Raw genomic sequence first — 24531 nt, forward strand, 5'->3', positions numbered from 1 at the left:
GCAGCCAAGCCTTGGTTGTCTTGCTGGGGGATAGTTTAGCGGTAGAACTACCGGCTCTGACCCGGTCAGCCCTGGTTCGAATCCAGGTCCCCCAGCCAAAATTTCCCATTCCACAGGCATGATGGCTTCGGGGTGGAATAGGCTTTCCCGATATCAACCCAGCGCGTGGCCGAATTTCCGATGGTCGCGGCATTGGCCGAACTTCCTGCAGCATTCAGCCGTACCGGCTTTGGCGAAAGCCTTGGGGCAGGGCGCCCTGGACGTCCTGGTCGCGCCACCGCCATTGGCGGCAGATGATCCGCTTGGCACACCATGTGGTCGCCGTGCGGATCAGGGGCCGGTTCAGTGCTTGCGCAACGCTGCCGCGTCAGCGGCCCGGTTGCGGATTTCGATCACGTCCGGCGTTCCGGGCGGCACCAGCCAGGAACCGCCGATGCATCGGACCGCGGGCAGGGCAAGCCACTCCGGCGCCCGCATTTGGTCAATTCCGCCCGTTGGGCAGAATCGCGCAGCACCAAAGGGCGCCGCCAGGGCTTGCAACGCTTTGATGCCGCCCGATGCTTCCGCAGGGAAAAACTTGAAGCGGTTAAATCCTAACTCCAATCCGCGCATGATATCGCCTGCATTGGCGATCCCCGGCAGAAACGGAATGTTGCGTGCGATCGCGGCTTTGCCCAACGCGTCGGTCAGGCCGGGACTGACAATAAATCCTGCGCCGGCCTTGATGCTGGCATCCAGATCTGCCTCATTCAGGACGGTGCCGGCCCCGACAACCGCCCCCTCAACCTTTGCCATTTCCGCAATGACGTCCAACGCGATCGGCGTACGCAGGGTGACTTCCAGCACCCGCAATCCCCCGGCGACCAGCGCTTCCGCGATTGGGCGGGCATGGGTGAGGTCATGCACCACCAGTACCGGGATCACCGGCGACAGCGTCATAATGCGATCGATTTCAGACATATATCGTCTCTCTATTCTGGGTGTCCTTCAGGATGCCCGGTTCTCCATCGCCGCGAGCATGGCCGATGCGCCTTGTTCGGCACCATCTGCACCCGTACGCATGAATGAGAACAACTCCCGTCCTGTGCCGTCTTCCTGTCCCGGCTGTGTCGCAGGGGTACGGGCACTCCATTCGGCCTGATCAACCAGCACGTTTATGGAACCATCTCCAGCGCTCAGACGGATCGTGTCGCCATTTTGTACGTATGCCAAGGGACCGTTCGGCAAGGCCTCGGGTGTCAGGTGAATGACCGCCGGAACCTTGCCGCTGGCTCCCGACATGCGGCCGTCGGTCACCAGGGCCACGCGATATCCGCGGTCCTGCAGCACGCTGAGCGACGGCGTCAGCTTGTGCAGTTCGGGCATTCCGTTTGCAGCTGGTCCCTGGAACCGCACGACGACGATCACATCACGATTCAGTTCGCCCGCCCGGAAGGCACGCAGTACGTCTTCTTGGTCATCGAACACAGCCGCAGCCGCTTCGATGGTCCAGCGTTCCGGGGCGACTGCGCTGGTCTTGAAAATCCCGCGCCCCAGATTGCCCTGCATCAGCCGCATGCCGCCATCGGCACGGAAGGGAGCCGTCGCCGGACGCAGGATGGTCTCGTCACCAGAATGCACTCGCCGCTCGCTCCAGGTCAGCACGTCATCCTTCAACTGGGGCGTGCCGGCATAGGCATGCAGACCACCCGCCGCGACGGTCAGGATGTCATCGTGCAGCAATCCTTCATCCAGCAGCGTACCGATGACGAATCCCATGCCGCCCGCAGCGTGGAAACCGTTCACGTCCGCCGTGCCGTTCGGATAGATGCGGGTCAGAAGCGGCACCGCACTCGACAGGCGATCCAGATCCTCCCAATCGATGATGATCCCGGCGGCACGGGCGATCGCCGGCAGATGGATCGCCAGGTTGGTCGATCCTCCAGTCGCCAGCAGTCCGACCGCGGCATTGACAATCGCCTTCTCGTCGATGCATCGCGCCAGCGGACGATAATCATCACCTTCGGCGCCCATTGCCACCAGCCGATGCACCGCCTCACGTGTCAGCGCCTGGCGCAGCTTGGTATTCGGGGGGACAAAGGCCGCGCCGGGCACATGCAGCCCCATGACTTCCATCATCATCTGATTGGTGTTGGCGGTGCCGTAGAACGTACATGTTCCAGGACTGTGATATGACGCGGCTTCAGCTTCCAGCAATTCTTCCCGACCGACCTTTCCTTCCGAGAAAAGCTGGCGGATCTCCTGCTTGGCCTTGTTCGGCAGACCTGATCCCATAGGCCCCGCCGGCACCAGGATCATCGGCAGGTGGCCGAAGCGCAGCGCCCCCATCAACAATCCAGGCACGATCTTATCGCAGATGCCTAGCAGCGCCGCTCCCTCGAACATGCCGTGGCTCAGCGCCACAGCCGTGGAAAGGGCGATCGTATCCCGGCTGAACAGAGAAAGCTCCATGCCTGGCTGTCCCTGTGTCACGCCGTCACACATTGCCGGCACGCAACCTGCTACCTGTGCGGTTGCCCCAAGTTCACGCGCGAACAGGCGCATCTGGTCGGGATACCGGCCATAAGGCTGATGCGCCGACAGCATGTCGTTATAGGCGCTGACGATGCCGATATTCATGCCGCTGCCGGCGCGAATTGTCTGCTTGTCGTCGCCGGCCGCTGCGAAGGCATGAGCAAGGTTGCCGCAGGCCAGGCGCGGACGGTTGACACCTCGGTCCTGCTGGCGTGCAATCAGCTCCAGATACCGGCGCCGCGTTGGCGTGGATCGCTGGATAACCCGCCCGGTCACGCCCTCCAGGACAGCATTCAGGCCCATCGAATGCGCACCCGGGTCATGCCGGAAATGCTCCTCATGCTCTGCATCTCCGCAACTCCCCCCAAAGCAGGCGCCGAAAACATGCGGCGCAGTATTTTCAAAACGACGACGATACAACGGGTGAGGGCGGACAGAGCCGAGACTGCCTGGCAGGATCGGGTCATGCCCACGACTTGCGCATGCCGCCGCACATTGGGCGTCCTTTACCCGGCCTGTCGGGGCGGTATCAAGCATTGTTTTCACGAAGGCGTGAGGCAAATTCCATCCGGGGTTTGCAGGCCCAGCGGTATGTCACGGCGTGACTGGAGCGGGCAGGGACCATGACGTTAAAGCCGGGGGCATAACGGCCCCCGGCTCTCGCACGTCAGATAATTCATTCGCTTACGGAGTACGGCGTGCTTTCAGTGATCGGTCCAGCCGACATAGCTGCCGACATTGTCCCGGGTCACCAATATCGGCGGGATCAGGATCGTCTTTTCACTCGGGCGTTTACCATCCGCTATGGCTTCGGCCGTCTCTACCGCCAACACACCGATCTTGTACGGATCCTGGGATGCCGAGGCCAGGATGTTACCCTTACCCGATTTCAGGGCTGCGACGATATCGGGCGCTCCGTCGACCGACGTGATGACTACCTTGCGATTCTGCTGGCGGGCAGCCAGATCCGAGCCGATAGCTTGCGGGTCGTTGATGGTAAACACTCCGGCCAGATTCGGAAAACGGATCAGATAGCCCAGCATGACCTGCATGCCTGCGTCACGCGCGCCCTGTCCGTTCTGATCGTCGCTAACGATCTGAATACCCGGCCATTTCTTCAACGAACTCTTGCAGCCCGCGACGCGGTCGAACACCGATGACACCGACGGACCATTCTCGATTGCGACCTCACCCTTGTGGCCGATCTTATCAGCCAGAAAGGCGCAGGAAATCTCGCCTGCCTTGGTGTTGTCGGTCATGATCGTGGCATCAGCACCGGCCGCCGCAACGTCGGCCGCGATGACCACGATGCCCGCAGCTTGCGCGCGCTTGATTGCCGGTAGCACCGCCTGCGGATCGACCGCATTGATCACGATCAGCTTCACGCCGGATGCAATGAAATTATCTACCTGGGTGAATTGCTTGTTCAGATCGTAATCCGATGATACCGAAATGATTCTCGCATTCGGATTGGTCTTATGTATCGTGTCGCCTACCGCCTTGGCCAACGTCACGAAATAGGGATTGCCAAGCGACCCCACGGTAATGCCCACAGCATCGAACGTAGCGGCGCGGGCAAGACCTACGCACCCGAGGGCCGACGTGGCAAAAAAGGCAGCGGCAATTAACCCGGTTTTAAACATTCTCATCGAGTCCTTGTTTTTATTGTTTTTTTGTAATGAAGCCGTCCCCCGGGGCCGGCTTCAGAACCTTTTGCGACTCAGGTGCGCGCGCCCCCTTTTTGCCGGAACCGATCGAGCGAAACCGCGCCAATTATGACCAGGCCCTTGATGATGAACTGCCAGATATCGGAGACACCCATCAGGATCAGTCCGTTTGACAGGACGGCAATGATCAGAGCGCCCACCAATGTACCCCAGATCGAGCCGATGCCGCCGACAAACGACGTCCCGCCCAATATCACGGCCGCGATCGCATCCAATTCGTAGGATTGGCCGAGCTGCAACCCATTTGCTGCGAACAGCCGGGCGGATGACATCACTCCCCCCAGTCCGGCCAGCAGGCCTGAGAGACCGTAGACGAACAGCAGCACTGCGGCGACATTGATGCCAGCCAACCGTGCTGCCGCCGGGTTCCCGCCTACGGCATAAATCCGAACCCCCAGAACCGTGCGGCGCAGAACGTACCATGCCGCAACCACGACCAGCAGCGCGATGATCGCCAACCATGGCACTGTAAAGCCGGGCAGTCGCAGCCCATCATTGCCGATCCAGGCATAGGACAGGTCCGGGTTGAAGATGGTCTTGTCCTGCCCCAGCAGCCGCGCCAGACCGCGCACTGCGGTCAACGAGCCGAGTGTGACGATGAAGGGCGGCAATCCTCCCCATGCGACCAGCATGCCGTTGCCTAATCCGATCACCAAACCGGTGGCCAGGCAGGCGGGTATCGCGAGCCACCCCACCGAAATACTCAGCGAGACCATCAGCGCGATCATTGCCGATGCGGCCAGGATTGACCCAACGGACAGGTCGATGCCACCAGTCAGGATCACGAAAGTCATGCCGGTTGCCAGCACGATGTTGATCGAGGCTTGCTGCCCCACGATGGACAGGTTCTGCCCCGTCAGGAACCGATGGCCGCCCGCGAGGTGAAAGCCGACGGCGAGCAGGATCAAGACCGGCAGCATGCCGGCAGATTGCAGGCCGGCACCCAATTTCAGGCGGCGCCTGACAGCTCGATCTGCCGGTACGTCAGGCTGGACAAGGGGTAAAGAGGGCATCGTCATGGGTACTGTTCCCCTTCAGGCCGCGACGAGTTCGCCCGCGGCAAGAGACATGATGGCGTGCTGGGTCGGTCGTGGCGCGTCTGGACCACCGACTTCGCCAACGATGTGGCCCTCGCGCATGACGAGGACCCTGTCACAAATGCCGATGATCTCGGGCAGATCCGATGAGATGACCAGGATCGCCACGCCCCGCTGGGCCAGGCTGTCGATCGTGCGGTAGATCTCGGATTTCGCTCCGACATCAACCCCACGCGTCGGTTCATCCAGGATCAGTACCTTGGGGCCCGTCTCCAGCAAGCGGGACAGCAGGATTTTTTGCTGGTTGCCGCCCGACAGGCTGCCGACATTGACGGCCGGACTGGCTGCCCGGACGCGCAGGCTGGCAAAGGCCGCGCGTGCCCGCTCATGCAGGCGTCCCAAATTCAGGCGCCCTCCCACGCGTGCATCGCGATCGATGACATCCAGTGCGATATTGGTTTCGCACGACATGTCCAGAAACAGCCCCAGTGCCTTGCGATCCTCGGTCAGATAGACCAGACCCGATGCGATGGATTCCGACGGCTTGCGTGGTGCGAATGTTTCGCCATCCAGCGTCATGCGCCCGCCCGCAGCGCGATCGGCGCCATAAATCAACCGTGCGAGTTCGGTACGCCCGGCTCCGACCAGGCCCGAAAGGCCCAGAACTTCGCCGCGATGCAACGTGAAGCTCGCCGGGAACACGCGCCGGCCGCCATCGGTTAGGCCCGACACCTCCAGAACGGCCGCGCCGCGCACCGCGTCGGGGGTGTGCTGCTTCATATAGAAGGATGTCAGGTCGCGTCCGACCATCATGCGCACCAACGCATCTGACGAAATTTCGTCCCGAACCAGCGTGCCGACATAATGTCCGTCGCGCAGGACCGATACGCGATCGGCCAGTTCATAGATTTCGGCCATGCGGTGGCTGATATAGATCAGCGCGATCCCTTCGTCGCGCAACTGCCGGATCAGCGCGAACAATCGGTCGGTCTCGCGTGCCGAGAGCGTCGTGGTCGGCTCGTCCAGAACCAGGATCGCGGCGTTGCGATGCAGCGCACGCGCAATTTCGACCAATTGCTGCTCGGCGATCGACAATGTCGAGACGATCGTCTCAGGCTCGAACGGCGCACCAAGCCGCTCCAGCACAGGCCGTGCCGACGCATTCATGGACGAGCGGTCCAACCGTCCACCCGGACGCGTGGGTTCCGAGCCTAAATGGATATTTTCGGCAACGGTCAGGTTGGGTGACAGCGCCAGTTCCTGATAGATGATGGCGATCCCGGCCTGTCGGGCGTCGCGCGGCGCGGCAATCGCGACCGGCTTGCCCTGCACCAGAATCTCCCCACCCGGATCGGCCACATAGGCGCCCGAGAGGATCTTCATCAGAGTGGATTTGCCCGCTCCATTTTCTCCCATCAGGGCCAACACCTCGCCGCCCCACGCTTTCAGCGAGACGTTCGTGAGTGCCTTCAGCCCAGGGAAGGATTTGGAGATACCCCGCATTTCCAATGCTGGGCAAGGCGAGGGTTCTGTTTCTATTTGCTGCACCGATTTACCCGGCGTTTTATTGTTGTGTTGCCCATCACTTAATCAGAACTGGCCGCCGCGAACAAGGAAGATCCGGGTCACATTTGCGCGGGTAGCACTGATCGAGGTCTTTTTTTCATCCGCATATGTGGCGAACTCAATATTTTCTTTTAAAAACAAAAAGATAATAAAAATCCGATGCCACTCAACACCATGATTCCACATAAGTGAGATAAAATATGTTGCAAGGAATCATTCGTTGATGGCTATCGTGCATTGAATGGTTCCGCAGCGGAGCAACGCATCCAAGGATCGATGAAAAGTGGACCCTAACTTCGTCCAGTTCAAAAAAGGGGTGCTGGAACTCTGTGTTCTCGCCCTTCTCTCGCGGAGTGATTCCTATGGCTACGACATCGCCAGCCGCCTCTCCGACGCAATCGATATGGGGGAGGGCACGATCTACCCCCTGATGCGCCGAATGCAGAAGGACGAGTTGGTCTCAACCTATCTGGTCGAATCCTCTTCGGGGCCGCCACGCAAATATTACCGGCTGACGGACAACGGCCGAAGAAGCCTCGACGTCCAGAAATCAGCCTGGGACGATTTTACGCATTCGGTCGCCGCCATTTTGGATGGGCAGGAGAAGACATGATGAACGACCGGCAATTGTTCCTCCGGCGCCTGGCGGCGGGTCTCAAGGGAATGCCGAAATCCAATATCGCGGACATTATGGCCGATTACGATGCGCATTTCGAAGCCGGCAACGCCGCGGGACGAAGCGAAGCCGATGTCGCGGCAGCACTGGGCGATCCGGGGCGCCTTGCGCGTGAACTGCGTGCGGAAGTTGGACTCCGTCGATGGGAAGACGAACGCAGCATGGCCGCGGCTCTGGGTGTCATGGTCGGTGTTCTTGGACTGGCGGCACTCGACTTGTTCATCGTCCTGCCGTTGCTGGTCGGCGTGGTGGCCGCGCTCTTTTCTTTCTTCATTGTCGGGGTAGGCATGTGCCTCGGCGGTGGCGTGGCACTGCCCTTCGCGTTGATTACCCATTTTCCAGGTTTCGCCGGCGATCGCCTTCAGGCCGCGCTTCTCAGCCTCGGATTCCTGAGCGGCGGCGCGTCCGTGGCGGCTTTCTGCGCGCTCTTCACGATCGGATTGATCAATCTCCTGGCACGCTATGGCCGGACACATTACCGGCTGATCGCGGCACGACCGTCCATCTGAATAGAGGGAATTACACATGATCCGTGGATTTTTACTGGTAGCGGTCGGCGGGGCAGCACTATCGATTGCCTCTTTCGGGATCGCTGCCGTCCGTGGCCCCGTATCGTGGCATACAGATATCGGGAACTTTTTCCTTTCCGATGATGGCGAGGAGTCGGCGGGGAGTGCCATATCGCGCACACTTGAGTGGAAGGGGGGCGAGGAACTGGCGTTCCAGGTGCCGGCGACGATCATATATACCCAGGCCCCGTCTCCCGGCATCACAGCTATAGGGTCGAGGCGGGTCGTCGAAGCCCTCAGGCTCGACGGAAATGTGATTGATATGGATGACGCATCACTCCGTCACTGGCATTCCAGTCGGCTTCGCATCGTCGTGACTGCACCGCAACTCAAATCGATCACCGTTGAATCTGCAGGTGACCTGACCTTGAAAAATGTTGCGGTGGACCATCTGAGCTTGACTGTCAACGGGGCGGCAAATGTCGTCGGCTACGGTCGGGCCGATGCACTGACGCTCCGGGTCGCTGGTGCCGCGCATGCCGATCTGTCGGATATGGCGTTGGCTGATGCAGATATCAGTATCTCTGGGGCGGGGCATGTCGTGGCGGGTCCGACGGGGCATGTCTCTGCGCATATCAGCGGTGTGGGGGCTGTCGAACTTACCAGGCAACCAGCATCGATCAGCAAAGAGATCAACGGCATAGGCTCCATCGAGATTACCTCGCCGAAAGGGACCCGATTATAAAGGCAAATCGTCACTGTGGCTGAAGCGCCCATGCGAGCCAGCCGCAGTGACGGCGGTTGAGATACTCGCAGCCAAACATCGCATAACATATATTATGCCAATTTATGGCGACGTGTTCCAACTAGGGTGCCTGATTTTGGTTTCTCGGTTACAAACGAGCCATGAACATATCCACCGTCATGGGGTTCGCCCTTTCCGGCATCGACGCCATACCCGTTCGGGTGGAAGTACAACTCGCGTCTGGATTACCAACTTTTCTCATAGTCGGCCTCGCCGACAAGGCCGTGGCCGAAGCCCGCGAAAGGGTTCGTGCCGCGTTGTCGGCCATGGGGTTGGCTCTTCCCGCCAAGCGGATCGTCGTCAACCTTGCCCCGGCGAACATCGTCAAGGAAGGATCACATTTCGATCTGCCGATCGCCCTAGCGCTTCTGTCTGCAATGGGCGTGATTCCTCCCGAAGAGAGTGGCCGCCTAGCTGCGATTGGCGAGCTATCTTTGGATGGGCGGATAAACACCGTTCCTGGTGTCCTGCCGGCAGCTATGTGTGCTGTGGATCAATCGCGAACCTTGGTCTGCGCAGCGCAACAGGGTCATGAGGCACGGTGGGCGGGCGAAACGCTGGATATCCTGGCTCCTGAATCCTTGCTTGCCTTGGTAAATCACATGACCGGCGAGCAGGTGCTTCCCGCTGTCGAGTTGCAGGAACGCCTGCCGTTGGATCTTGACGGCGCGGGACCCGACTTGGCGGACGTGCGCGGAATGGAAACTGCGCGCCGCGCGCTGGAAATCGCTGCGGCGGGTGCGCATTCCCTGCTGATGACGGGACCGCCCGGGGCCGGTAAATCGATGCTGGCTGCGCGCCTGCCTTCGCTGCTGCCGGATCTTAGCAGTGCGCAAATCCTCGAGATAAGCCGCATTCACAGTGTCGCGGGCCAGCTTCCCATGGGGTTGCCGGTGTTTCGTCCGCCTTTTCGGGATCCGCATCATTCCACGAGCCAGGTCGCCTTGGTTGGCGGAGGCAGCCGCGTTCGGCCGGGCGAGGTCAGCCTGGCACATCGTGGTGTGCTGTTTCTCGACGAATTGCCGGAATTTTCACGCGGCGCCTTGGAGGCGCTGCGCCAGCCCATTGAAACCGGGACGATTACCGTTGCGCGCGCGTCCGCCCACGTCACCTACCCTGCTCGCTTCCAACTGGTGGCGGCGATGAATCCGTGCCGGTGCGGGTATCTGGGCGATGCAGCCCAGGAGTGCCGTAAGGCGCCGCGGTGCGGAGAGGATTATCTGGCGCGGATTTCCGGCCCGATGCTCGACCGGCTGGACATGGCGGTGCATGTCGAGCCCGTGACGCCGGGGGAACTCGCGGCTTTGCCGACCGGTGAGAGTAGCGCGGTGGTTGCGGCGCGGGTGGCGGTGGCGCGGGAGCGGCAGATGGCGCGCCAGGACGGGCAGACCAATGCGGAAGCATCGCCGGATCGGTTTCCGATCGAGGCGGGGGCGCGGGACTATGCGGTGCGGGTGGCGGATCGGCTGCGGCTTTCGGCGCGGGGATTTACGCGGCTGCTGCGGGTGGCGCGGACGATTGCCGATCTGGCCGGGCAGGACGATATCCAGCAGGCGCATGTCGCGGAGGCAGCGGGATATCGGCTGCGGCGGCCGGATCGTCACTGATTGAGCACGTCCAGTCCGTTCGAGAGATCGGCGATCAGGTCTTCGGGGTTTTCCAGCCCGATATGCAGGCGGAAGGCGGGACCGGAATGTGGGGTTTTGTTGTGTTTGGACGAGCGGACGATGCCGCCGGTGGTCGGCAGGACCAGGCTTTCATAGCCGCCCCAGGATGCGCCGATTCCAAATAACGTCAAAGAATCTATCATCGATATCATGGATGATTGACTGTATTCGTCGCGCAATATGACCCCGAATAGGGCGGATGCGCCGGTAAAGTCGCGTTTCCATAAGTAATGACCGGGGCAGGATGGCAGGGCCGGGTGGAGGACGCAGGCGATTTCGGGCCGGTCGGCCAGCCAGAGGGCCACGTCGAGCGCGTTGCGCGACTGGCGTTCGAGCCGCGCGCCCATGGTCCGCAGGCCCCGCAGCGTCAGCCAGCAATCGTCGGGGCCGGCGAGCTGGCCGAGCTGGATGGCGGTGTCGCGCAGGGCCTGCCAATCCTGGTCGTCGGCCACGGAAATCGCGCCGATGATGCTGTCCGAATGGCCGGACGGGTATTTGGTCAGCGCCTGGATCGAGATGTCGACGCCGTGCGCGAAGGGGTGGAAGATGCCGATGCCCCAGGTATTGTCCAGCACCAGCCGCGCGCCGCCTTCATGCGCGATGTCGGCGATCATGGCCACGTCCTGGACCTCGAACGTGTGGCTGCCGGGGCTTTCGGCGAAGACGATCTGCGTGTTCGGGCGCATGAGCGCGCGCAGCCCGTCGCCGTCGATCGTGGGGGGGTAGTAGCTGGTCTCGACCCCGAAGCGGCGGAGCAGCGTGTTGGCGAAGCGGCGCGTCGGCCCGTAGACGGAATCCGGCAACAGGCAATGGCCGTTCTTGCCCAGGAAGCCCAGCAGCGCCGTCGAGCAGGCCGCCAGGCCCGACGAGACGATCTGGGTATGGCGCGCGCCCTCGATCGCCGCGATCGCGGCTTCGAGCTGGTGCTGGATCGGCGTGCCCATCGCCCCGTAGATCAGTTCGTGATCGTAGCGGCGATCGCCGTTTTCGTTCATGTCGGCGACGGTGGGGAACAGCACGGTCGAGCCGCGCGTGGGGGGCGCGTTGACGAGCGTGCCCTGCGGGTCGGGCGGCAGGTCGCGCGCCAGGTGGACGAGCAGCGTGCCCATCTCGCGCCAGCCGCGGGAGACGGCGTCATGCAGTGCCTGGCGGTCGGTCATGCCGGTCATGCCGCCCGGGTCTCGGTACCCGTCTCGGCACCCGTCTCGACCGGGGCGCCCGGCGTGGTGCCCCATTCGGCCCAGGATCCGTCATAGAGCGCGTCGCCTTCGCGCCCGCAGAGGGCCAGGCCGAGCGACAGCACGGCGGCGGAGACGCCCGAGCCGCAACTGGTGACGACGGGCCGGTCGTCGGTGACGCCGGCGGCGGCGAAGCGCGCGCGCAGTTCGGGGACGGGCAGGAACGCCTTGTCGGCATCGAGCAGCGTGCCGTAAGGCAGGTTGCGCGCGCCGGGCATGTGGCCCGAGGCGACCCCGGGACGCGGTTCGGGCGTGGTGCCGGCGAAGCGGCCGGCGGCGCGGGCGTCGAGGATCAGCGCGCCGCGACCGGCGATGTCCGGGGCGCCGTGACCGGCGACGTCCAGGGCGCCGCGACCGGCGACGATACGGCGCATGTCGCCCAGGCCGCGGACGCGCGCGAAGCGCGGCGCGGGGCGGAAGGTGCCGGGGGACGGCGTGGCGGGCGCCCCCTGCCCCACCGGGCCGCCGGCCCGCTGCCAGGCCGGCAGGCCGCCATCGAGCACCTGGACCCGATCGGCGCCGAACAGGCCGGCCAGCCACCAGGCCCGGGCGGCGGAGGCGGCGTTGCCCTGGTCGTAGAAGACGATGTGGGACGCGTCGGACAGGCCGAGCGCGCGGGCCAGTTCGCCGAATCGGGACTGGCTCGGGATCATGTGCGGCAGCGTGGCGTCGGGATCGGAGAAGAGTTCGATATCAAAAGCGCGCGCGCCGGGGATGTGCGCCTGCCGGAATCGCTGTGCCGGGTCGAAATCCTCGCCCGGGAGCGCCATCGTGGCGTCGAGCGTGACGAGATCGGGCGCGTCGAGGCAGGCGAGCAGTTCGGCCGGCGAAATCAGAGGATGCATAGGCGGGGGTCCTTTGCGGCACCATATCCAACGGTCTGGTGGCTATCGGTCGGGCGCTTGCCCGGCGAAGTCAAGCGGGACATGATCGCCGGGCGCCGGAGTGCCGCCGGCGGCGTGAGCGATGGCGGGAGAGCATGGCCGAACGCATCATGATGGGGCTGTTGCTGGGAGGCGTGGCCTTCGGCTGCGGTGCCATCCTCTATCCGTTCCTGTCGGCCCTGCTGTGGGCGGCGATCCTGACCTTTTCGACCTGGCCGGTCTTCGCCCGGCTACGGCGCCGGTCCGGCCCGGTGATCGCCGCGATCGGCATGACCGTGCTGACGGCGCTGGTCGTCGCCCTGCCGCTGGCGGTGGTGGTGAGCACCAGCATCGCCGACCTGCCCGGCACGATCGAAGGGCTGATCGGCACCCTGGCGCGGTCGATCCAGCTTCCGCCCCCGCCGGCCTGGCTGGCGCGCATTCCGCATGTCGGGCCTGACCTGGTGGATCTGTGGTCCCAGTGGAGCACGGACCTGGGCCATGCCGAGCGGTTCATCCGCCCCTATGCCGGCAGCATCGCCCAGTCGATGCTGTCCGGGCTGATGCATGTCGCCAGCGGGCTGGTCAATCTGGGCATGGCGCTGTTCATCGCGTTCTTCTTCTGGCTGGGGGGCGATGCGCTGGGCGCGACCTTCTGCGCGCTGATCCGGCGCATTGCCGGAGCCTATGCCGAGCGGATCCTGAGCATCGTCGGGCGCACGATCCGCGGGACCGTCTATGGCATCCTGGGCACCGCGATCGTGCAGGGCATCCTGACCGGGCTGGGATTCGCGGTGACCGGGCTGCCCGAGCCGGTGCTGTTCGGCGTCATGACCGCGTGCGTGGCGGTGCTGCCGATCGGCGCGCCGCTGATCTGGATACCGGGGGCGCTGGTGCTGATCGTGTCGCATCATATGGGATGGGGGATCTTCCTGCTGGCCTATGGGGTGCTGGTGATTTCCGGCGCCGACCACGTCATCCGGCCGATGTTCATCTCGCGCGGGGCGCAACTGCCCTATCTGCTGACGGTGCTGGGGGTGCTGGGCGGGGTGTGGACCTTTGGCGGGCTGGGGATTTTCCTTGGTCCGGTCCTGCTGGGGGTGGGCTATACCCTGACGGCGGAATTCGCGGCCGACGGCCAGGCGCCCGCCGGGGACACGGGGTCGATAGAGGAGAATTTCATCGAGTCATGAATGTCGCCCCGATGTCCGCCCTTCCTGGGCACACGTCTCATGGCACCGAGCGCAAGATCGTGAGCTGGAACCTGCTGCGCCTGGTCGGCGCCACGCCGCGCGACGTTGCGCAACTGGTCGCGGAGGAACGGCCCGACCTGCTGCTGATGCAGGAGGCGACGGCGGATTTCGACGCGCTGCCGCGCCTGATCGGCGGCCATTATGCGCGCAGCCCCCTGCCCGGCCGGATTCATGGCGTGGCATGCTGGAGCCCTGCCCCGTTCCGCCGCCACCCGGTCGCCTGCACCCTGCCCTCGGGCCCGCTGGTGCGCCGGGTGGCGCAGATGATCGAGTGCTCGACCTTCGGCTTTACGGTCGCGAACGTGCATCTGTCGCACGGCCAGATCATGAACCGGCGGCAATTGCGGCGGCTGGGCGAGATCCTGCCGGCCCACGCGGCGGTGCTGGGGGATTTCAACCTGGTGGGGCCGACCCTGATGCCGCATTTCCACGATGTGGGGCCGCGCGCGCCGACCCACCGGATGGTCGACATGCTGCCGATCCGCATCGATCGCTGCATGGTGCGGGGCCTGACCTGCCGGGAGGCGCGGGTGCTGGAGAATTACGTATCGGACCACCGGCCGATCACCGTGCGGCTGGAACGGTCGAGCAGTCACAGATAGGGCAGTCACAGATAGGGCAGCCACAGATAGGCAGTCACAGATAGGGCAGCAGCAGGCGGGCCGCCGCGTCGCGCAGCCTGACCGGCAGGGGGCGGCGGTCCAGGTCGTAATGGGTCAGCCGGTGACGGCGGTGGGTGGTGATGAAATCGTCGATCAGCCGCGCGGTGGCGGTGTCATAAGCCTCGATATTGACTTCGAAATTCAGGCGCAGGCTGCGGACGTCGAGATTCGAGCTGCCGACGAAGGTCCAGTGGCGGTCGACCACCATCAGCTTGGAATGGTTGAAGGGCGGGCTGGCTTGCCAGACGCGGCAGCCGGAATCGAGGAAACGCTGGAGATTGGCGGCGCGGGCCCAGTCGATCAGCGTATGGTTGCTGTGGCCGGGCATGACGATGTCGACCTCGATCCCGCGCAGGGCGGCCAGGGCCAGTTCGGTCAGGAACCGCTCGCCCGGCAGGAAATACGGCGTCATCAGGCGGATGGAGCGGCGCGCCATCGTCATCGCCTGGAGCATCGTATATTCGATCTTCTCGAGGTCGGAATCCGGGCCGGCGGTGACGATGCGGGCCGGGACGTCGCCGGTCGGGGCCAGTTCGGGGAAGAAAGGGTCGGCCGGCAGGTCCTCGCCGGTGGTGAAGGCCCAATCCTGGGCGAAGGCTTCGGCCAATTGGTGGACGACCGGGCCTTCGATCCGGAAATGCGTGTCCGACACCGGATGGTCGGGGTGGTGGGCGACCAGGTTTTCCTGGCCGATATTCAGGCCGCCCATGAAGCCGAGGCGGCCATCCACCACCAGGATCTTCTTGTGGTTGCGCATGTTGATGAAGGGCATGCGCCACGGCAGCATGGAGTGCATGAAGCGGCCGACCGGCACGCCCGCCCGGCGCAGGGCATGGGCGGCCGGACTGCGGAAATAGCCGCTGCCGATGCCGTCGACCAGCACGCGCACCGCGACCCCCCGGCGATGGGCGGCGATCAGCGCGGCGATGAACCGGTCGCCGGCGTCATCGGCGCGGAAGATGTAGGAGCAGAGCAGCACGGAGCTGCCGGCGCCGCCGATCGCGTCGAGCATCTGGGGGTAGGCTTCGTCGCCGTCATGGAGCATCTGGACGAGGTTGCCGCTCATGAGCGGGCGGCCGGTCAGCTTGCCGACCATGTCGGCCAGCGGCGCGAAGCCGCCCTCTTCGGTGCGTTTCCAGCGCGAGGAGACGGTGCGGCTGTGCCAGCTCTGCCGGCCGATCAGCTTGCGGGCGCGGCGATGCACGCGATTGATGCCGAACATGACATAGAGCGCGCCGCCGGTGAACGGCATCAGCGCCGTGATGCCGATCCAGCCGATCGCGGCGCCGACCTCGCGCTTGTTTAGCAGGACGTGCATTGTCACGCAGGCCGCCACACAGACCCGGGCCGCCAGGGCGACCATGATGAGCGTATGCCAGGACATCAGCAGCATGGGGTCATGGTGAAGCGGGACGGGTCAAAAGGCGGTGAACGGACAAGGCGGCGGAATGGGGGGACGGAGTGGTACGCGGCGTCATGAATGATGATGGGCGCAGGCGGGCGCGCGGCGCGGGCGCCTATCGCCGGGGGGTGCGGGCGGAGCAACTGGCGGCGCTGTGGCTGCGCGATGCGGGCTGGACGATCCTGCTGCGGCGCGCGCGGACCGCGTGGGGAGAGATCGACCTGGTGGCGGCGCGGGACGACATGCTGGTGTTTGCCGAGGTCAAGAGCCGGCCCCTGTACGACGACGATGTGACGGCCAGCGAAGGCGCGATCCTGGGCGCGCGTCAGGCCGGGCGCCTGATGAACGCGGCGGCGGCGCTGTGCGCGGCCAATCCGCACTGGCGTTATGCGGAGATGCGTTTCGACGTTCTGCTGGTGACGGCGGACGATGCCGTGCACCGGATCGAAGACGCGTTCAGGCTGGAATAGCCGGGTGGCGCGCAGGGTCCGTCAGGTCCGGTGATGGCCCCCGTGCGACGCGGCCCCCCAATGTCCCCCGGCCCTGGATGCCCCGTGGCGGCCGGAGGCGGCGACGTGCGGATGATAGGCGACAGTGCGGACGATGGCGCGTGGCCGCGTGGCCATGCGATAGGCATGGGCGTGGGCGGCGGGGACGCCGTAGGACGCATGGAAGGCGCGGTGATAGACGATGTGGCGCACCGGCGGCGGCGCGGTCAGGGCGTCCAGGGTCAGGCGCCCGGCCTCGTCATCCGTGATGACGCGTTGGGCATGGGCGGCGGAGGATGCCAGCAGCGTGGCGCCGGTTCCCAGCACGCAGGCCCCCAGCATGCAGGAAACCGCCCTTGCGATTGCGACCCTGACTGCGATGCGACGCATGAACCACCCCATTTTTTGACCCGGTGGCCAAAAGCTACGCGAGATGTCCGGGCGGGGACAAGGGGCTGTCTGGGATGGGAACGAAAAAAAGCGGGCCGGATCAACGATCCGGCCCGTTTTCCTGAGATGATCGGGCCCGAGGCAATAGGGCCGGGGATGATGGGCGCGCGTCAGGCCGAGGCCGGCACGATGCCCTTCTCGGCGAAGAGCTTTTCCAGCTCGCCGCTGAGGAACATTTCGGTCACGATGTCGCAGCCGCCGATGAACTCGCCCTTGACATAGAGCTGCGGCACGGTCGGCCAGTTGGTGAAATCCTTGATGCCCTGGCGCAGTTCGGGATCCGCCAGCACGTTGGCGGTCTGGAAAGGCACGCCCACATGGCCGAGGATCTGGACCACCTTGGCCGAGAAGCCGCATTGCGGGAACTGGGCCGTGCCCTTCATGTACAGCATGACCGGGTTGGCATCGATGTCTTGCTGGATACGCTGCGTGATTGTGTCAGCCATCGTTCGATCCTGATTGCGACGGGGTTATGATTCGGGTTTATGACCCGGACTTCTATGACTCGGACTTTTATGATTCGGGTTGGGGCACGCTGGTCTGCAGGGCCAGGGCGTGCAGCTTGCCGCCCATATGGCCCTGCAGCGCCGCGTAGACAACCTGGTGCTGGCGCACGCGCGAAAGGCCGCGAAAGGCCTCGCTGACGACCGTGCAGGCATAGTGATCGCCGTCCCCGGCCAGGTCCTCGATGCTGATCGAGGCGTCCGGCAGCGCGGTGCGGATATAGGCTTCGATTTCCTGCGCCGTCATCGGCATCGGCTATTGCTCCTGCGCGTCATGATGGGACAGACCAGTCATGACGCACCCTAAAACGTTGTTTTGTAGAGCATCTTCGCGTGATCGGGTGAGGCCACCCGATCACGATCCGCTCTAACGGTCCATCAAGGCCGGGAAAAACGCCGAATTGACCGCGTTCAACCGTGCCGTCGATATTGTGGCGCCGCTGGGCAATGTCAAACCGTCGCCGCCCGATCGGCCGAGGATGCGGGTTTCGACCCCCGCCGCCGCGGCGGACGCGGTGAAGGCGTCTTCGTCGCGGACGGCGACGACGTAGCGCGACTGGTCCTCGGCGAACCAGAAGGCTTCGGGGCGGATGCCGGAGGGCGGAGCGGCGAGCACGCAGCCCACATTGCCGGCCATGACCATTTCCGCCAGCGTGACCAGCAGCCCGCCATCGGCCACGTCGTGGCAGGCCAGCACGTGGCCGGCTTCGATCTGCCCGCGCACGAAATCGCCGTTGCGCCGTTCGGCCGCGAGGTCCAGCGCGGGCGGCGGCCCGTCCTCGCGCCCGTGGATTTCGCGCAGCCAGAGGGACTGGCCGAGTTCGCCCCGTGTCGCGCCGACCAGGACCAGTGCCGCGTCCGCCGGCATCGACAGCCCGACGGCGCGGGAGACGTCGTCGAGCACGCCGAGACCGCCGATCGCGGGGGTCGGCAGGATGGAGAGCGTGCTGCCGTCGGGGGCGCGGGTTTCGTTGTAGAGGGAGACGTTGCCGCTGACGACCGGGAAGTCGAGCGCGCGGCAGGCCTCGCCCATGCCTTCGATCGCCGCGACGAACTGGCCCATGATCTCGGGCTTTTCGGGCGAGCCGAAATTGAGGTTGTCGGTGATCGCCAGCGGACGGGCGCCGGTGGCGACGATGTTGCGCCAGGCCTCGGCCACCGCCTGGGCGCCGCCGGTGCGGGGATCGGCCTTGCAATAGCGCGGGGTGCAGTCGGTGGTGAGCGCGAGCCCCAGGGACGTGTCCTCGATCCTGACGATCGCGGCGTCGGCGGCGCCGGGGCGCTTGACCGTCTGGCCGCCGACCGTGCTGTCGTACTGGTTCCAGACCCAGGCGCGCGAGGCGAGGTCCGGGCAGCCGATCAGCCGGATCAGCGCCTGTTCGATCCCGACCGGGTCGGTGAGCGGGCCCAGCGGCGCGGGCGCCGGCGTGGGGGACGTGGGACGGCGATAGATGGGGGCCTGTTCGGCCAGCGGTTCGAGCGGGATGTCGGCTTCGACGCGGCCCTGGTGGCGGACCACGATATGGCCGGTGTCGGTCAGGTGGCCGATGACCGCGAAATCCAGTTCCCATTTTTCGAAGATCGCGCGGGCCTGTTCGGTCCGGTCGGGCCGGATGACGATCAGCATGCGCTCCTGGCTTTCGGAGAGCATCATCTCATAGGCCGACATGCCGCGTTCGCGCTGGGGCACGGTATCGAGGTCGAGATCGATGCCCACCCCGCCCTTGCCGGCCATTTCGACCGAGGACGAGGTCAGGCCGGCGGCGCCCATGTCCTGGATGGCGACGATGGCGTCGGTGGCCATCAGTTCCAGGCACGCCTCGATCAGCAGCTTTTCGACGAACGGGTCGCCGACCTGCACCGTCGGGCGCTTGGCCAGCGCGTCCTCGTCGAATTCGGCCGAGGACATGGTGGCGCCGTGGATGCCGTCGCGGCCGGTTTTCGAGCCGACATAGACCACCGGGTTGCCCACCCCCGCCGCCGCGGAGAGGAAGATCCGGTCCTGGCGGGCGACGCCGACGGTCATGGCGTTGACCAGCGGGTTGCCGTCATAGGCCGGATGGAAATTGATCTCGCCCCCCACGGTGGGGACGCCGACGCAATTGCCGTAGCCGCCGATGCCGCGCACCACGCCATCGACGATGCGGCGGGTCTGCGGGTTGTCGGGCGCGCCGAAGCGCAGCGCGTTGAGGTTGGCCACCGGGCGGGCGCCCATGGTGAAGACGTCGCGCAGGATGCCGCCCACGCCCGTCGCCGCGCCCTGGTAGGGTTCGATGAAGGAGGGGTGGTTGTGGCTTTCCATCTTGAAGATGGCGGCCAGGCCCTGGCCGATATCGACCACGCCGGCATTCTCGCCCGGGCCGTGGATTACCCACGGCGCGGTGGTGGGCAGGGTCTTGAGCCACACGCGCGAGGATTTGTAGGAACAATGTTCCGACCACATGACCGAGAAGATGCCCAGTTCGGTCAGGGTCGGGGTACGGCCCATGATCGAGAGCACGTTGCCCCATTCGTCGGCGGTCAGTCCGAATTCCCGGGCCATCGCCTGATCGACGGGCCGCTGCCCGGTTGCGCTGCTTGTCGTTGCGCTGCTCATCGGACCAGAGCCTCCACCAGCCCCTCGAACAGGGGTTTGCCGTCTTCGCCGCCCATCAGCGGGTCCACCAGGTCTTCGGGATGCGGCATCATGCCGCAGATGCGCAGGTTTTCGCTGAGCACCCCGGCGATCGCGTTCACGCTGCCGTTGGGGTTGGTCCGCAGATCGCCCGCATCGACGCGGCCGTCGGGCCGCGCGTAGCGGAACGCGACGCGGTTTCCGTCCTCGAGCGCGCGGATCGTGTCGGAATCGGCGATGTAGTTGCCGTCGCCGTGGGCCATCGGGGTGCGGAACACGTCGCCCACCCGCCATTTGCGGGTGAAGGGCGTGTCGTCGCGTTCGACGCGCAGGTAACAATCCTGCGACAGGAAGCGCAGGGCGGCGTTGCGCAGCAGCGCGCCCGGCAGCAGCCCGGCCTCGGTCAGGATCTGGAAGCCGTTGCATACGCCCAGGATATGGCCCCCGGCGGCGGCGAAGCGCCGGATGTCGGCCATGATCGGGGCATGGGCGGCCATGGCGCCGCAGCGCAGGTAGTCGCCGTAGCTGAAGCCGCCGGCCAGGACCACCAGATCGAGGTCCGGCAGGGTGGTGTCATGGTGCCAGATCATGGCGGGCGCGCGGCCGGTGACCGTCCGCAGGGCGATCGCCATGTCCCGTTCCCGGTTCGTGCCGGGGAAGACGACGATGCCGGCCTTCATTTGCCGCCACCGCAGGGATAGGCGTCATGCAGGGCGGTGAAGACCAGGCCGCCGACCGGGCTGGAGAGCTGGGCGGAATGGCCGCGCAGCCAGGAGACGACACGGCCGCGCATGTCCTGCGTGGGGGTGCCGGCGGGGATGCAGAAGCCGGTCGGCGCGTTGGCGTCGCCCTGGTGGCGGTCATAGACGTGGGTGAGCGCCACCGAATCGGCCAGGCCGGCGATATAGGCATCGCAGACCGCGGCGCCCTGGGGGCGGGCGCAGATTTCGAGGAAGCGGCCGCCGGGCAGCGTGGAGACGCGCTGGGCCATGGCGGTGCCGGCCGGCAGGGCGGCGAGGCACGCGGCGAGAAGGAGGGAGCGGGTACGGGTCATGTCGCGGGTCATGCTACGACCTCGGTCGTGAAATCCTCGATCACCAGGTTGGCCAGCAGGCCGCGGGCCATGGCGTCGGCCTTGTCACGCGCGGCGGCGGGATCGGTTTCGTCGAGGTCGAGTTCGATGACCCGGCCGATCCGGACCTCGCCCACGCCGGCGAAGCCGAGCACATGCAGCGCGTGGGCGACGGCCTTGCCCTGCGGGTCCAGCACGCCTTCCTTGAGCATGACGGTGACGCGTACTTTCATTGCATGACCTCCGGCCCCTTCATGTCGGAATTCGTGGCCTCGGGCAGGATGCCGAGCCGCCAGGCCACTTCCTGATACGCTTCCTCGACGCGGCCCATGTCGCGGCGGAAGCGGTCCTTGTCCAGCTTCTCGCTGGTCTTGGCGTCCCACAGGCGGCAATTGTCGGGCGAGATCTCGTCGGCGAGGACGATGCGCATTTCCTCGCCTTCCCACAGCCGGCCGAATTCGAGCTTGAAATCGACCAGGGTGATGCCGATGCCGACGAACAGGCCGGTCAGGAAATCGTTGATCCGCATGGTCAGCGCCACCATGTCGTCCAGGTCATGGGTGCAGGCCCAGCCGAAGGCGGTGATGTGCTCCTCGCTGACCATCGGGTCGTTCAGGCTGTCGTTCTTGTAGTAATATTCGACGATGGTGCGCGGCAGGCGGGTGCCTTCGGGGATGCCCAGGCGCTTGGCCAGGCTGCCGGCGGCGACGTTGCGGACCACGACTTCGAGCGGGATGATCTCGACCTCGCGGATCAATTGCTCGCGCATGTTCAGGCGGCGGATGAAATGGGTCGGGATGCCGATATCGTGCAGCCGCAGCATCAGATGTTCGCTGATCCGGTTGTTCAGCACACCCTTGCCGGTGATGACGCCCTTCTTCGCGCCGTTGCCGGCGGTGGCGTCGTCCTTGAAATACTGGACGAGCGTCCCGGGTTCCGGACCCTCGAAGAGGATCTTGGCTTTTCCTTCATAGAGCTGACGGCGGCGGGCCATACTCGTCCTTCATGCGGCTGGTGGAGGATGCCGGGGCATCCGTCCGATGAGGGGGCCTGCGAGGTCCCTGTAACGCGACTGCCTCATAGCAACGATTGGTCGCGGAAGATACCATTCCCTTTTCGGGGGCTGGCAGCACATGACGGCGTGCCGGGCTACGGTATGCCGGGCGCATCCAGCGTGACGGGGGCGTAGCCGACGCGATCGGGCGCGCCGGCCGCGAAATGCCACGAGGCGGGCGCGGCCGGGTCGGCGGCGATGCCGATGACCGAGGAACTGCAGGTGCCGAAGCCCGAGCGCGGCGGGATGTTGAGTTCGCTGCCGGCGGGCAGCGTGCGGTCGGAGAGCAGGCGCGTCCAGGATGCCCAGTCGGGCGGGAGCGGCCGTGCGGCGTCGCAGAAGCGCGGCAGGTGGCGCCCGATCCGCGGGATGGACAGGTCGTCCGGCCCGGTGGTGGCGGCCATGTGTACCCCGGGTTCGAGTTGCGCGACGTCGGGTGTGCCGTAGCCGAGGCCCGATATGTAGTAGGCCGCCCGGCGATCGGCGACGATCATGTTGAACGAGCGCCAGGCCCCGGCATCGAGCGCGGCCAGGGCGCGGGCCGCCTGGGCCGCGGTTTGGTGGTCGAGGGCCAGCAGCGGCAATTCGCCGCGCGAGCGCTTGCCCGGCGTAGGGCCGAGGCTGCCGACGCGGTTCATCACCCCGGCGACGACGCCGGAATCGTTGATGGCCAGCCAGGAACCGCCGGCCAGCCGGTCACGGCCGCCGATGACCTGCGGGCGGTCCGGCCAGTGGCGGCCGGGCGCGTCCCATGGACGGTCGAGCCGTTCGTCGCGGTTGGCGCCGAACAGGAGCGGCCAGGCGGTGCCGGGGGCAAGGGACAGGACGATGGTGCACACGATATCAGTTTGTATACTGCATCACGCGCGCGGTCACGTGCCCCCCCGGGAAATATGCCCCTGGGAAATATGTCCCTGGGAAATATGCCCCCAGGAAACATGTCCCTCGCGCCCCCGATTTACCCCCGGGCCGGGCCGGGTTCGCCGAACACGCGGGTGAAGCTGCGGTCCAGGGCGCCGAGATGGGCGTTGCTGTCCATGGCGGCGTCCAGTACGGCGGCGGGGACGCGGCCCGCGACCTCGGGGTCGGCGTCGAGATTGTCGCGGAAGCTGCGGCCGCCGGGCTTGCCGAGCATGGTCCAGGTGGCCATGGCGTTGCGCTGGACGATACGGTACGCGTCGTCGCGCAGGATGCCCGCGCGGGCCAGGGCCAGCAGCACCTCGCCGGAATGGACCACGCCGCCCAGGCTTTCGAGATTGGCCAGCATCTGGTCGGGATAGACGACCAGCTTGTCCATCATGCCGGCCAGGCGGGCCAGGGCGAAATCGAGCCCGATCGTGCCGTCGGGGCAGATATTGCGCTCGACCGAGGAATGGCTGATGTCGCGCTCATGCCACAGGGCGACGTTTTCCAGCGCCGGGATGACGTGGGCGCGCACCAGGCGGGCCAGGCCGGTGAGGTTTTCCGACAGCACCGGGTTGCGCTTGTGCGGCATGGCCGACGAGCCCTTCTGGCCCGGGTGGAAGAATTCCTCGGCCTCGCGCACTTCGGAGCGCTGGAGGTGGCGGACTTCGATCGCCAGGCGTTCGATGCCGCTGGCGATGACCGCGAGCGTGCAGAAATAGGCGGCGTGGCGGTCGCGGGGAATGACCTGGGTGGAGACCGGCTCGGGCGTCAGGCCGAGCTTTTCGGCCACGTATTCCTCGACCCGGGGATCGACATGGGCGTAGGTGCCGACGGCGCCCGAGATGGCGCAGGTGGCGATTTCGGCGCGGGCGCGCAGCAGGCGGTCGCGGTTGCGGGCGAATTCGGCGTAATGGCCGGCGAGCTTGAGGCCGAAGGAGGTCGGCTCGGCATGGATGGCGTGGCTGCGGCCGATGGTAAGCGTGTATTTATGTTCGAAGGCGCGGCGCCTGAGCGCGTCGAGCACGGCGTCGAGATCGGCCAGCAGCATGTCGGTGGCCTGGACCATCTGGACCGACAGGCAGGTGTCGAGCACGTCGGACGAGGTCATGCCCAGATGGACGAAGCGGCTTTCGGGGCCGATCTTCTCGGCCAGCCAGGTCAGGAAGGCGATGACGTCGTGGCGGGTCTCGGCCTCGATTTCATCGATGCGGTCGAGGTCGGCCTGAGAGAAGGCGGCCATGGCGGCGTCGCCCTTCTGCCGGACCGTCCGCGCGGCGTCGGCCGGCACGTCGCCGTATTGCGCCATGGCCTCGCACGCCAGGGCCTCGATCTCGAACCAGATGCGGTACCGGTTCTCGGGGGCCCAGATGGCGGCCATGGCGGGGCGGGTATAGCGGGGGACCATCGTGCTCGGCTTCCTGTCGTCGACGAATGAGGGCGGGCCGCCCCTTTAGCGGATTTCGCGCGCCGCGTCTTCCTTGGAAACCTCCCTGGGGGAAACCTCGATCCGGCGACGCGTGCCTCT

The 24531-nt window shown here is 65.4% G+C and carries 25 protein-coding genes and 1 tRNA gene; 8 read left to right on the forward strand and 18 right to left on the reverse strand.

What is annotated here, in order from left to right:
* The first annotated feature begins 24 nt into the window (after positions 1–24).
* Positions 25–98 (forward strand) — tRNA-Gln (locus QN315_RS00465).
* A 244-nt stretch (positions 99–342) separates the two neighbouring features.
* Here the strand turns inward: QN315_RS00465 and eda are convergent.
* The 5 genes from eda to QN315_RS00490 form a co-directional block, all read right to left on the reverse strand.
* Positions 343–960 (reverse strand): bifunctional 4-hydroxy-2-oxoglutarate aldolase/2-dehydro-3-deoxy-phosphogluconate aldolase, encoded by a 618-nt coding sequence (eda, locus tag QN315_RS00470; RefSeq protein ID WP_176639050.1) that lies wholly within the window; start codon positions 958–960, stop codon positions 343–345.
* Between the two features lie 27 nt (positions 961–987).
* Positions 988–2817: a phosphogluconate dehydratase gene (gene edd / locus QN315_RS00475; RefSeq protein WP_323991047.1), complete on the reverse strand. Its 1830-nt coding sequence runs from the start codon at positions 2815–2817 to the stop codon at positions 988–990.
* Positions 2818–3218: 401 nt separating this feature from the next.
* Positions 3219–4157 (reverse strand): substrate-binding domain-containing protein, encoded by a 939-nt coding sequence (locus QN315_RS00480; RefSeq protein WP_323991048.1) that lies wholly within the window; start codon positions 4155–4157, stop codon positions 3219–3221.
* A 77-nt stretch (positions 4158–4234) separates the two neighbouring features.
* Positions 4235–5260 (reverse strand): ABC transporter permease subunit, encoded by a 1026-nt coding sequence (locus tag QN315_RS00485; protein ID WP_323991049.1) that lies wholly within the window; start codon positions 5258–5260, stop codon positions 4235–4237.
* 15 nt (positions 5261–5275) lie between these two features.
* The gene (locus QN315_RS00490; RefSeq protein ID WP_323991050.1) at positions 5276–6826 is read right to left on the reverse strand and encodes a sugar ABC transporter ATP-binding protein; all 1551 of its coding nucleotides are present in this window, start codon (positions 6824–6826) and stop codon (positions 5276–5278) included.
* 301 nt (positions 6827–7127) lie between these two features.
* Between QN315_RS00490 and QN315_RS00495 the strand changes: the two genes are divergently transcribed.
* The 4 genes from QN315_RS00495 (at position 7128) to QN315_RS00510 (ending at position 10441) form a co-directional block, all read left to right on the forward strand.
* Positions 7128–7457: a PadR family transcriptional regulator gene (locus QN315_RS00495; protein WP_323991051.1), complete on the forward strand. Its 330-nt coding sequence runs from the start codon at positions 7128–7130 to the stop codon at positions 7455–7457.
* Positions 7454–8029, forward strand: a complete 576-nt coding sequence (locus QN315_RS00500) for an HAAS signaling domain-containing protein (protein WP_323991052.1) — start codon at positions 7454–7456, stop codon at positions 8027–8029. Before QN315_RS00495 ends, QN315_RS00500 begins: the two co-directional genes overlap by 4 nt.
* A 16-nt stretch (positions 8030–8045) precedes the next feature.
* On the forward strand, positions 8046–8774 hold the full coding sequence (locus tag QN315_RS00505) for a GIN domain-containing protein (protein WP_323991053.1): 729 nt from the start codon (positions 8046–8048) through the stop codon (positions 8772–8774).
* 161 nt (positions 8775–8935) lie between these two features.
* A complete protein-coding gene (locus QN315_RS00510) occupies positions 8936–10441 on the forward strand; it encodes a YifB family Mg chelatase-like AAA ATPase (protein WP_323991054.1) in 1506 nt (501 codons plus the stop codon).
* Here the strand turns inward: QN315_RS00510 and metC are convergent.
* Both metC and QN315_RS00520 read right to left on the reverse strand, forming a co-directional pair.
* Positions 10435–11661, reverse strand: coding sequence for a cystathionine beta-lyase (gene metC, locus QN315_RS00515; RefSeq protein WP_323993703.1), 1227 nt, complete (start codon positions 11659–11661; stop codon positions 10435–10437). The genes QN315_RS00510 and metC overlap by 7 nt on opposite strands.
* A gap of 5 nt (positions 11662–11666) precedes the next feature.
* Positions 11667–12584, reverse strand: a complete 918-nt coding sequence (locus QN315_RS00520; protein ID WP_323991055.1) for a sulfurtransferase — start codon at positions 12582–12584, stop codon at positions 11667–11669.
* Between the two features lie 134 nt (positions 12585–12718).
* Between QN315_RS00520 and QN315_RS00525 the strand changes: the two genes are divergently transcribed.
* Both QN315_RS00525 and QN315_RS00530 read left to right on the forward strand, forming a co-directional pair.
* Entirely contained in the window at positions 12719–13795 is a 1077-nt protein-coding gene (locus QN315_RS00525; RefSeq protein ID WP_323991056.1) for an AI-2E family transporter, read from the forward strand.
* Positions 13796–13806: 11 nt separating this feature from the next.
* Complete coding sequence (locus tag QN315_RS00530; RefSeq protein WP_323991057.1) at positions 13807–14457, forward strand: endonuclease/exonuclease/phosphatase family protein; 651 nt, start codon at positions 13807–13809, stop codon at positions 14455–14457.
* Between the two features lie 34 nt (positions 14458–14491).
* Here the strand turns inward: QN315_RS00530 and cls are convergent, their stop codons facing one another.
* Positions 14492–15910 carry a cardiolipin synthase gene (gene cls / locus QN315_RS00535; RefSeq protein ID WP_408904561.1) on the reverse strand — a complete coding sequence of 473 codons (1419 nt, stop codon included), beginning with the start codon at positions 15908–15910 and terminating at the stop codon, positions 14492–14494.
* Between the two features lie 83 nt (positions 15911–15993).
* Between cls and QN315_RS00540 the strand changes: the two genes are divergently transcribed.
* Entirely contained in the window at positions 15994–16389 is a 396-nt protein-coding gene (locus QN315_RS00540; protein ID WP_176639989.1) for a YraN family protein, read from the forward strand.
* 21 nt (positions 16390–16410) lie between these two features.
* Here QN315_RS00540 and QN315_RS00545 read toward each other — a convergent pair whose 3' ends face one another.
* The 10 genes from QN315_RS00545 to purB form a co-directional block, all read right to left on the reverse strand.
* Positions 16411–16797, reverse strand: a complete 387-nt coding sequence (locus QN315_RS00545) for a hypothetical protein (protein ID WP_323991058.1) — start codon at positions 16795–16797, stop codon at positions 16411–16413.
* A gap of 170 nt (positions 16798–16967) precedes the next feature.
* Positions 16968–17303: a Grx4 family monothiol glutaredoxin gene (grxD, locus tag QN315_RS00550; RefSeq protein ID WP_176639990.1), complete on the reverse strand. Its 336-nt coding sequence runs from the start codon at positions 17301–17303 to the stop codon at positions 16968–16970.
* Positions 17304–17370: 67 nt separating this feature from the next.
* On the reverse strand, positions 17371–17613 hold the full coding sequence (locus QN315_RS00555) for a BolA family protein (protein ID WP_176639991.1): 243 nt from the start codon (positions 17611–17613) through the stop codon (positions 17371–17373).
* Positions 17614–17727: 114 nt separating this feature from the next.
* Positions 17728–19902, reverse strand: a complete 2175-nt coding sequence (gene purL / locus QN315_RS00560; RefSeq protein ID WP_408904670.1) for a phosphoribosylformylglycinamidine synthase subunit PurL — start codon at positions 19900–19902, stop codon at positions 17728–17730.
* A 50-nt stretch (positions 19903–19952) separates the two neighbouring features.
* Positions 19953–20654, reverse strand: a complete 702-nt coding sequence (gene purQ, locus QN315_RS00565; RefSeq protein WP_323991060.1) for a phosphoribosylformylglycinamidine synthase subunit PurQ — start codon at positions 20652–20654, stop codon at positions 19953–19955.
* Complete coding sequence (locus tag QN315_RS00570) at positions 20651–21028, reverse strand: Rap1a/Tai family immunity protein (protein WP_323991061.1); 378 nt, start codon at positions 21026–21028, stop codon at positions 20651–20653. The genes purQ and QN315_RS00570 overlap by 4 nt, the downstream gene beginning before the upstream one ends.
* Before the next feature lie 8 nt (positions 21029–21036).
* Positions 21037–21279: a phosphoribosylformylglycinamidine synthase subunit PurS gene (gene purS / locus QN315_RS00575; protein ID WP_176641344.1), complete on the reverse strand. Its 243-nt coding sequence runs from the start codon at positions 21277–21279 to the stop codon at positions 21037–21039.
* Positions 21276–22040 (reverse strand): phosphoribosylaminoimidazolesuccinocarboxamide synthase, encoded by a 765-nt coding sequence (gene purC, locus QN315_RS00580; protein WP_176641343.1) that lies wholly within the window; start codon positions 22038–22040, stop codon positions 21276–21278. Before purC ends, purS begins: the two co-directional genes overlap by 4 nt.
* A 155-nt stretch (positions 22041–22195) precedes the next feature.
* Positions 22196–22939, reverse strand: a complete 744-nt coding sequence (locus QN315_RS00585; protein WP_323991062.1) for an NRDE family protein — start codon at positions 22937–22939, stop codon at positions 22196–22198.
* A 119-nt stretch (positions 22940–23058) separates the two neighbouring features.
* Positions 23059–24411 (reverse strand): adenylosuccinate lyase, encoded by a 1353-nt coding sequence (gene purB, locus QN315_RS00590; RefSeq protein ID WP_176641212.1) that lies wholly within the window; start codon positions 24409–24411, stop codon positions 23059–23061.
* Positions 24412–24531 lie beyond the last annotated feature (120 nt).

Origin of the sequence: Nguyenibacter sp. L1 (genome assembly GCF_035199985.1) — a bacterium.
Taxonomy (GTDB): domain Bacteria; phylum Pseudomonadota; class Alphaproteobacteria; order Acetobacterales; family Acetobacteraceae; genus Gluconacetobacter; species Gluconacetobacter vanlangensis.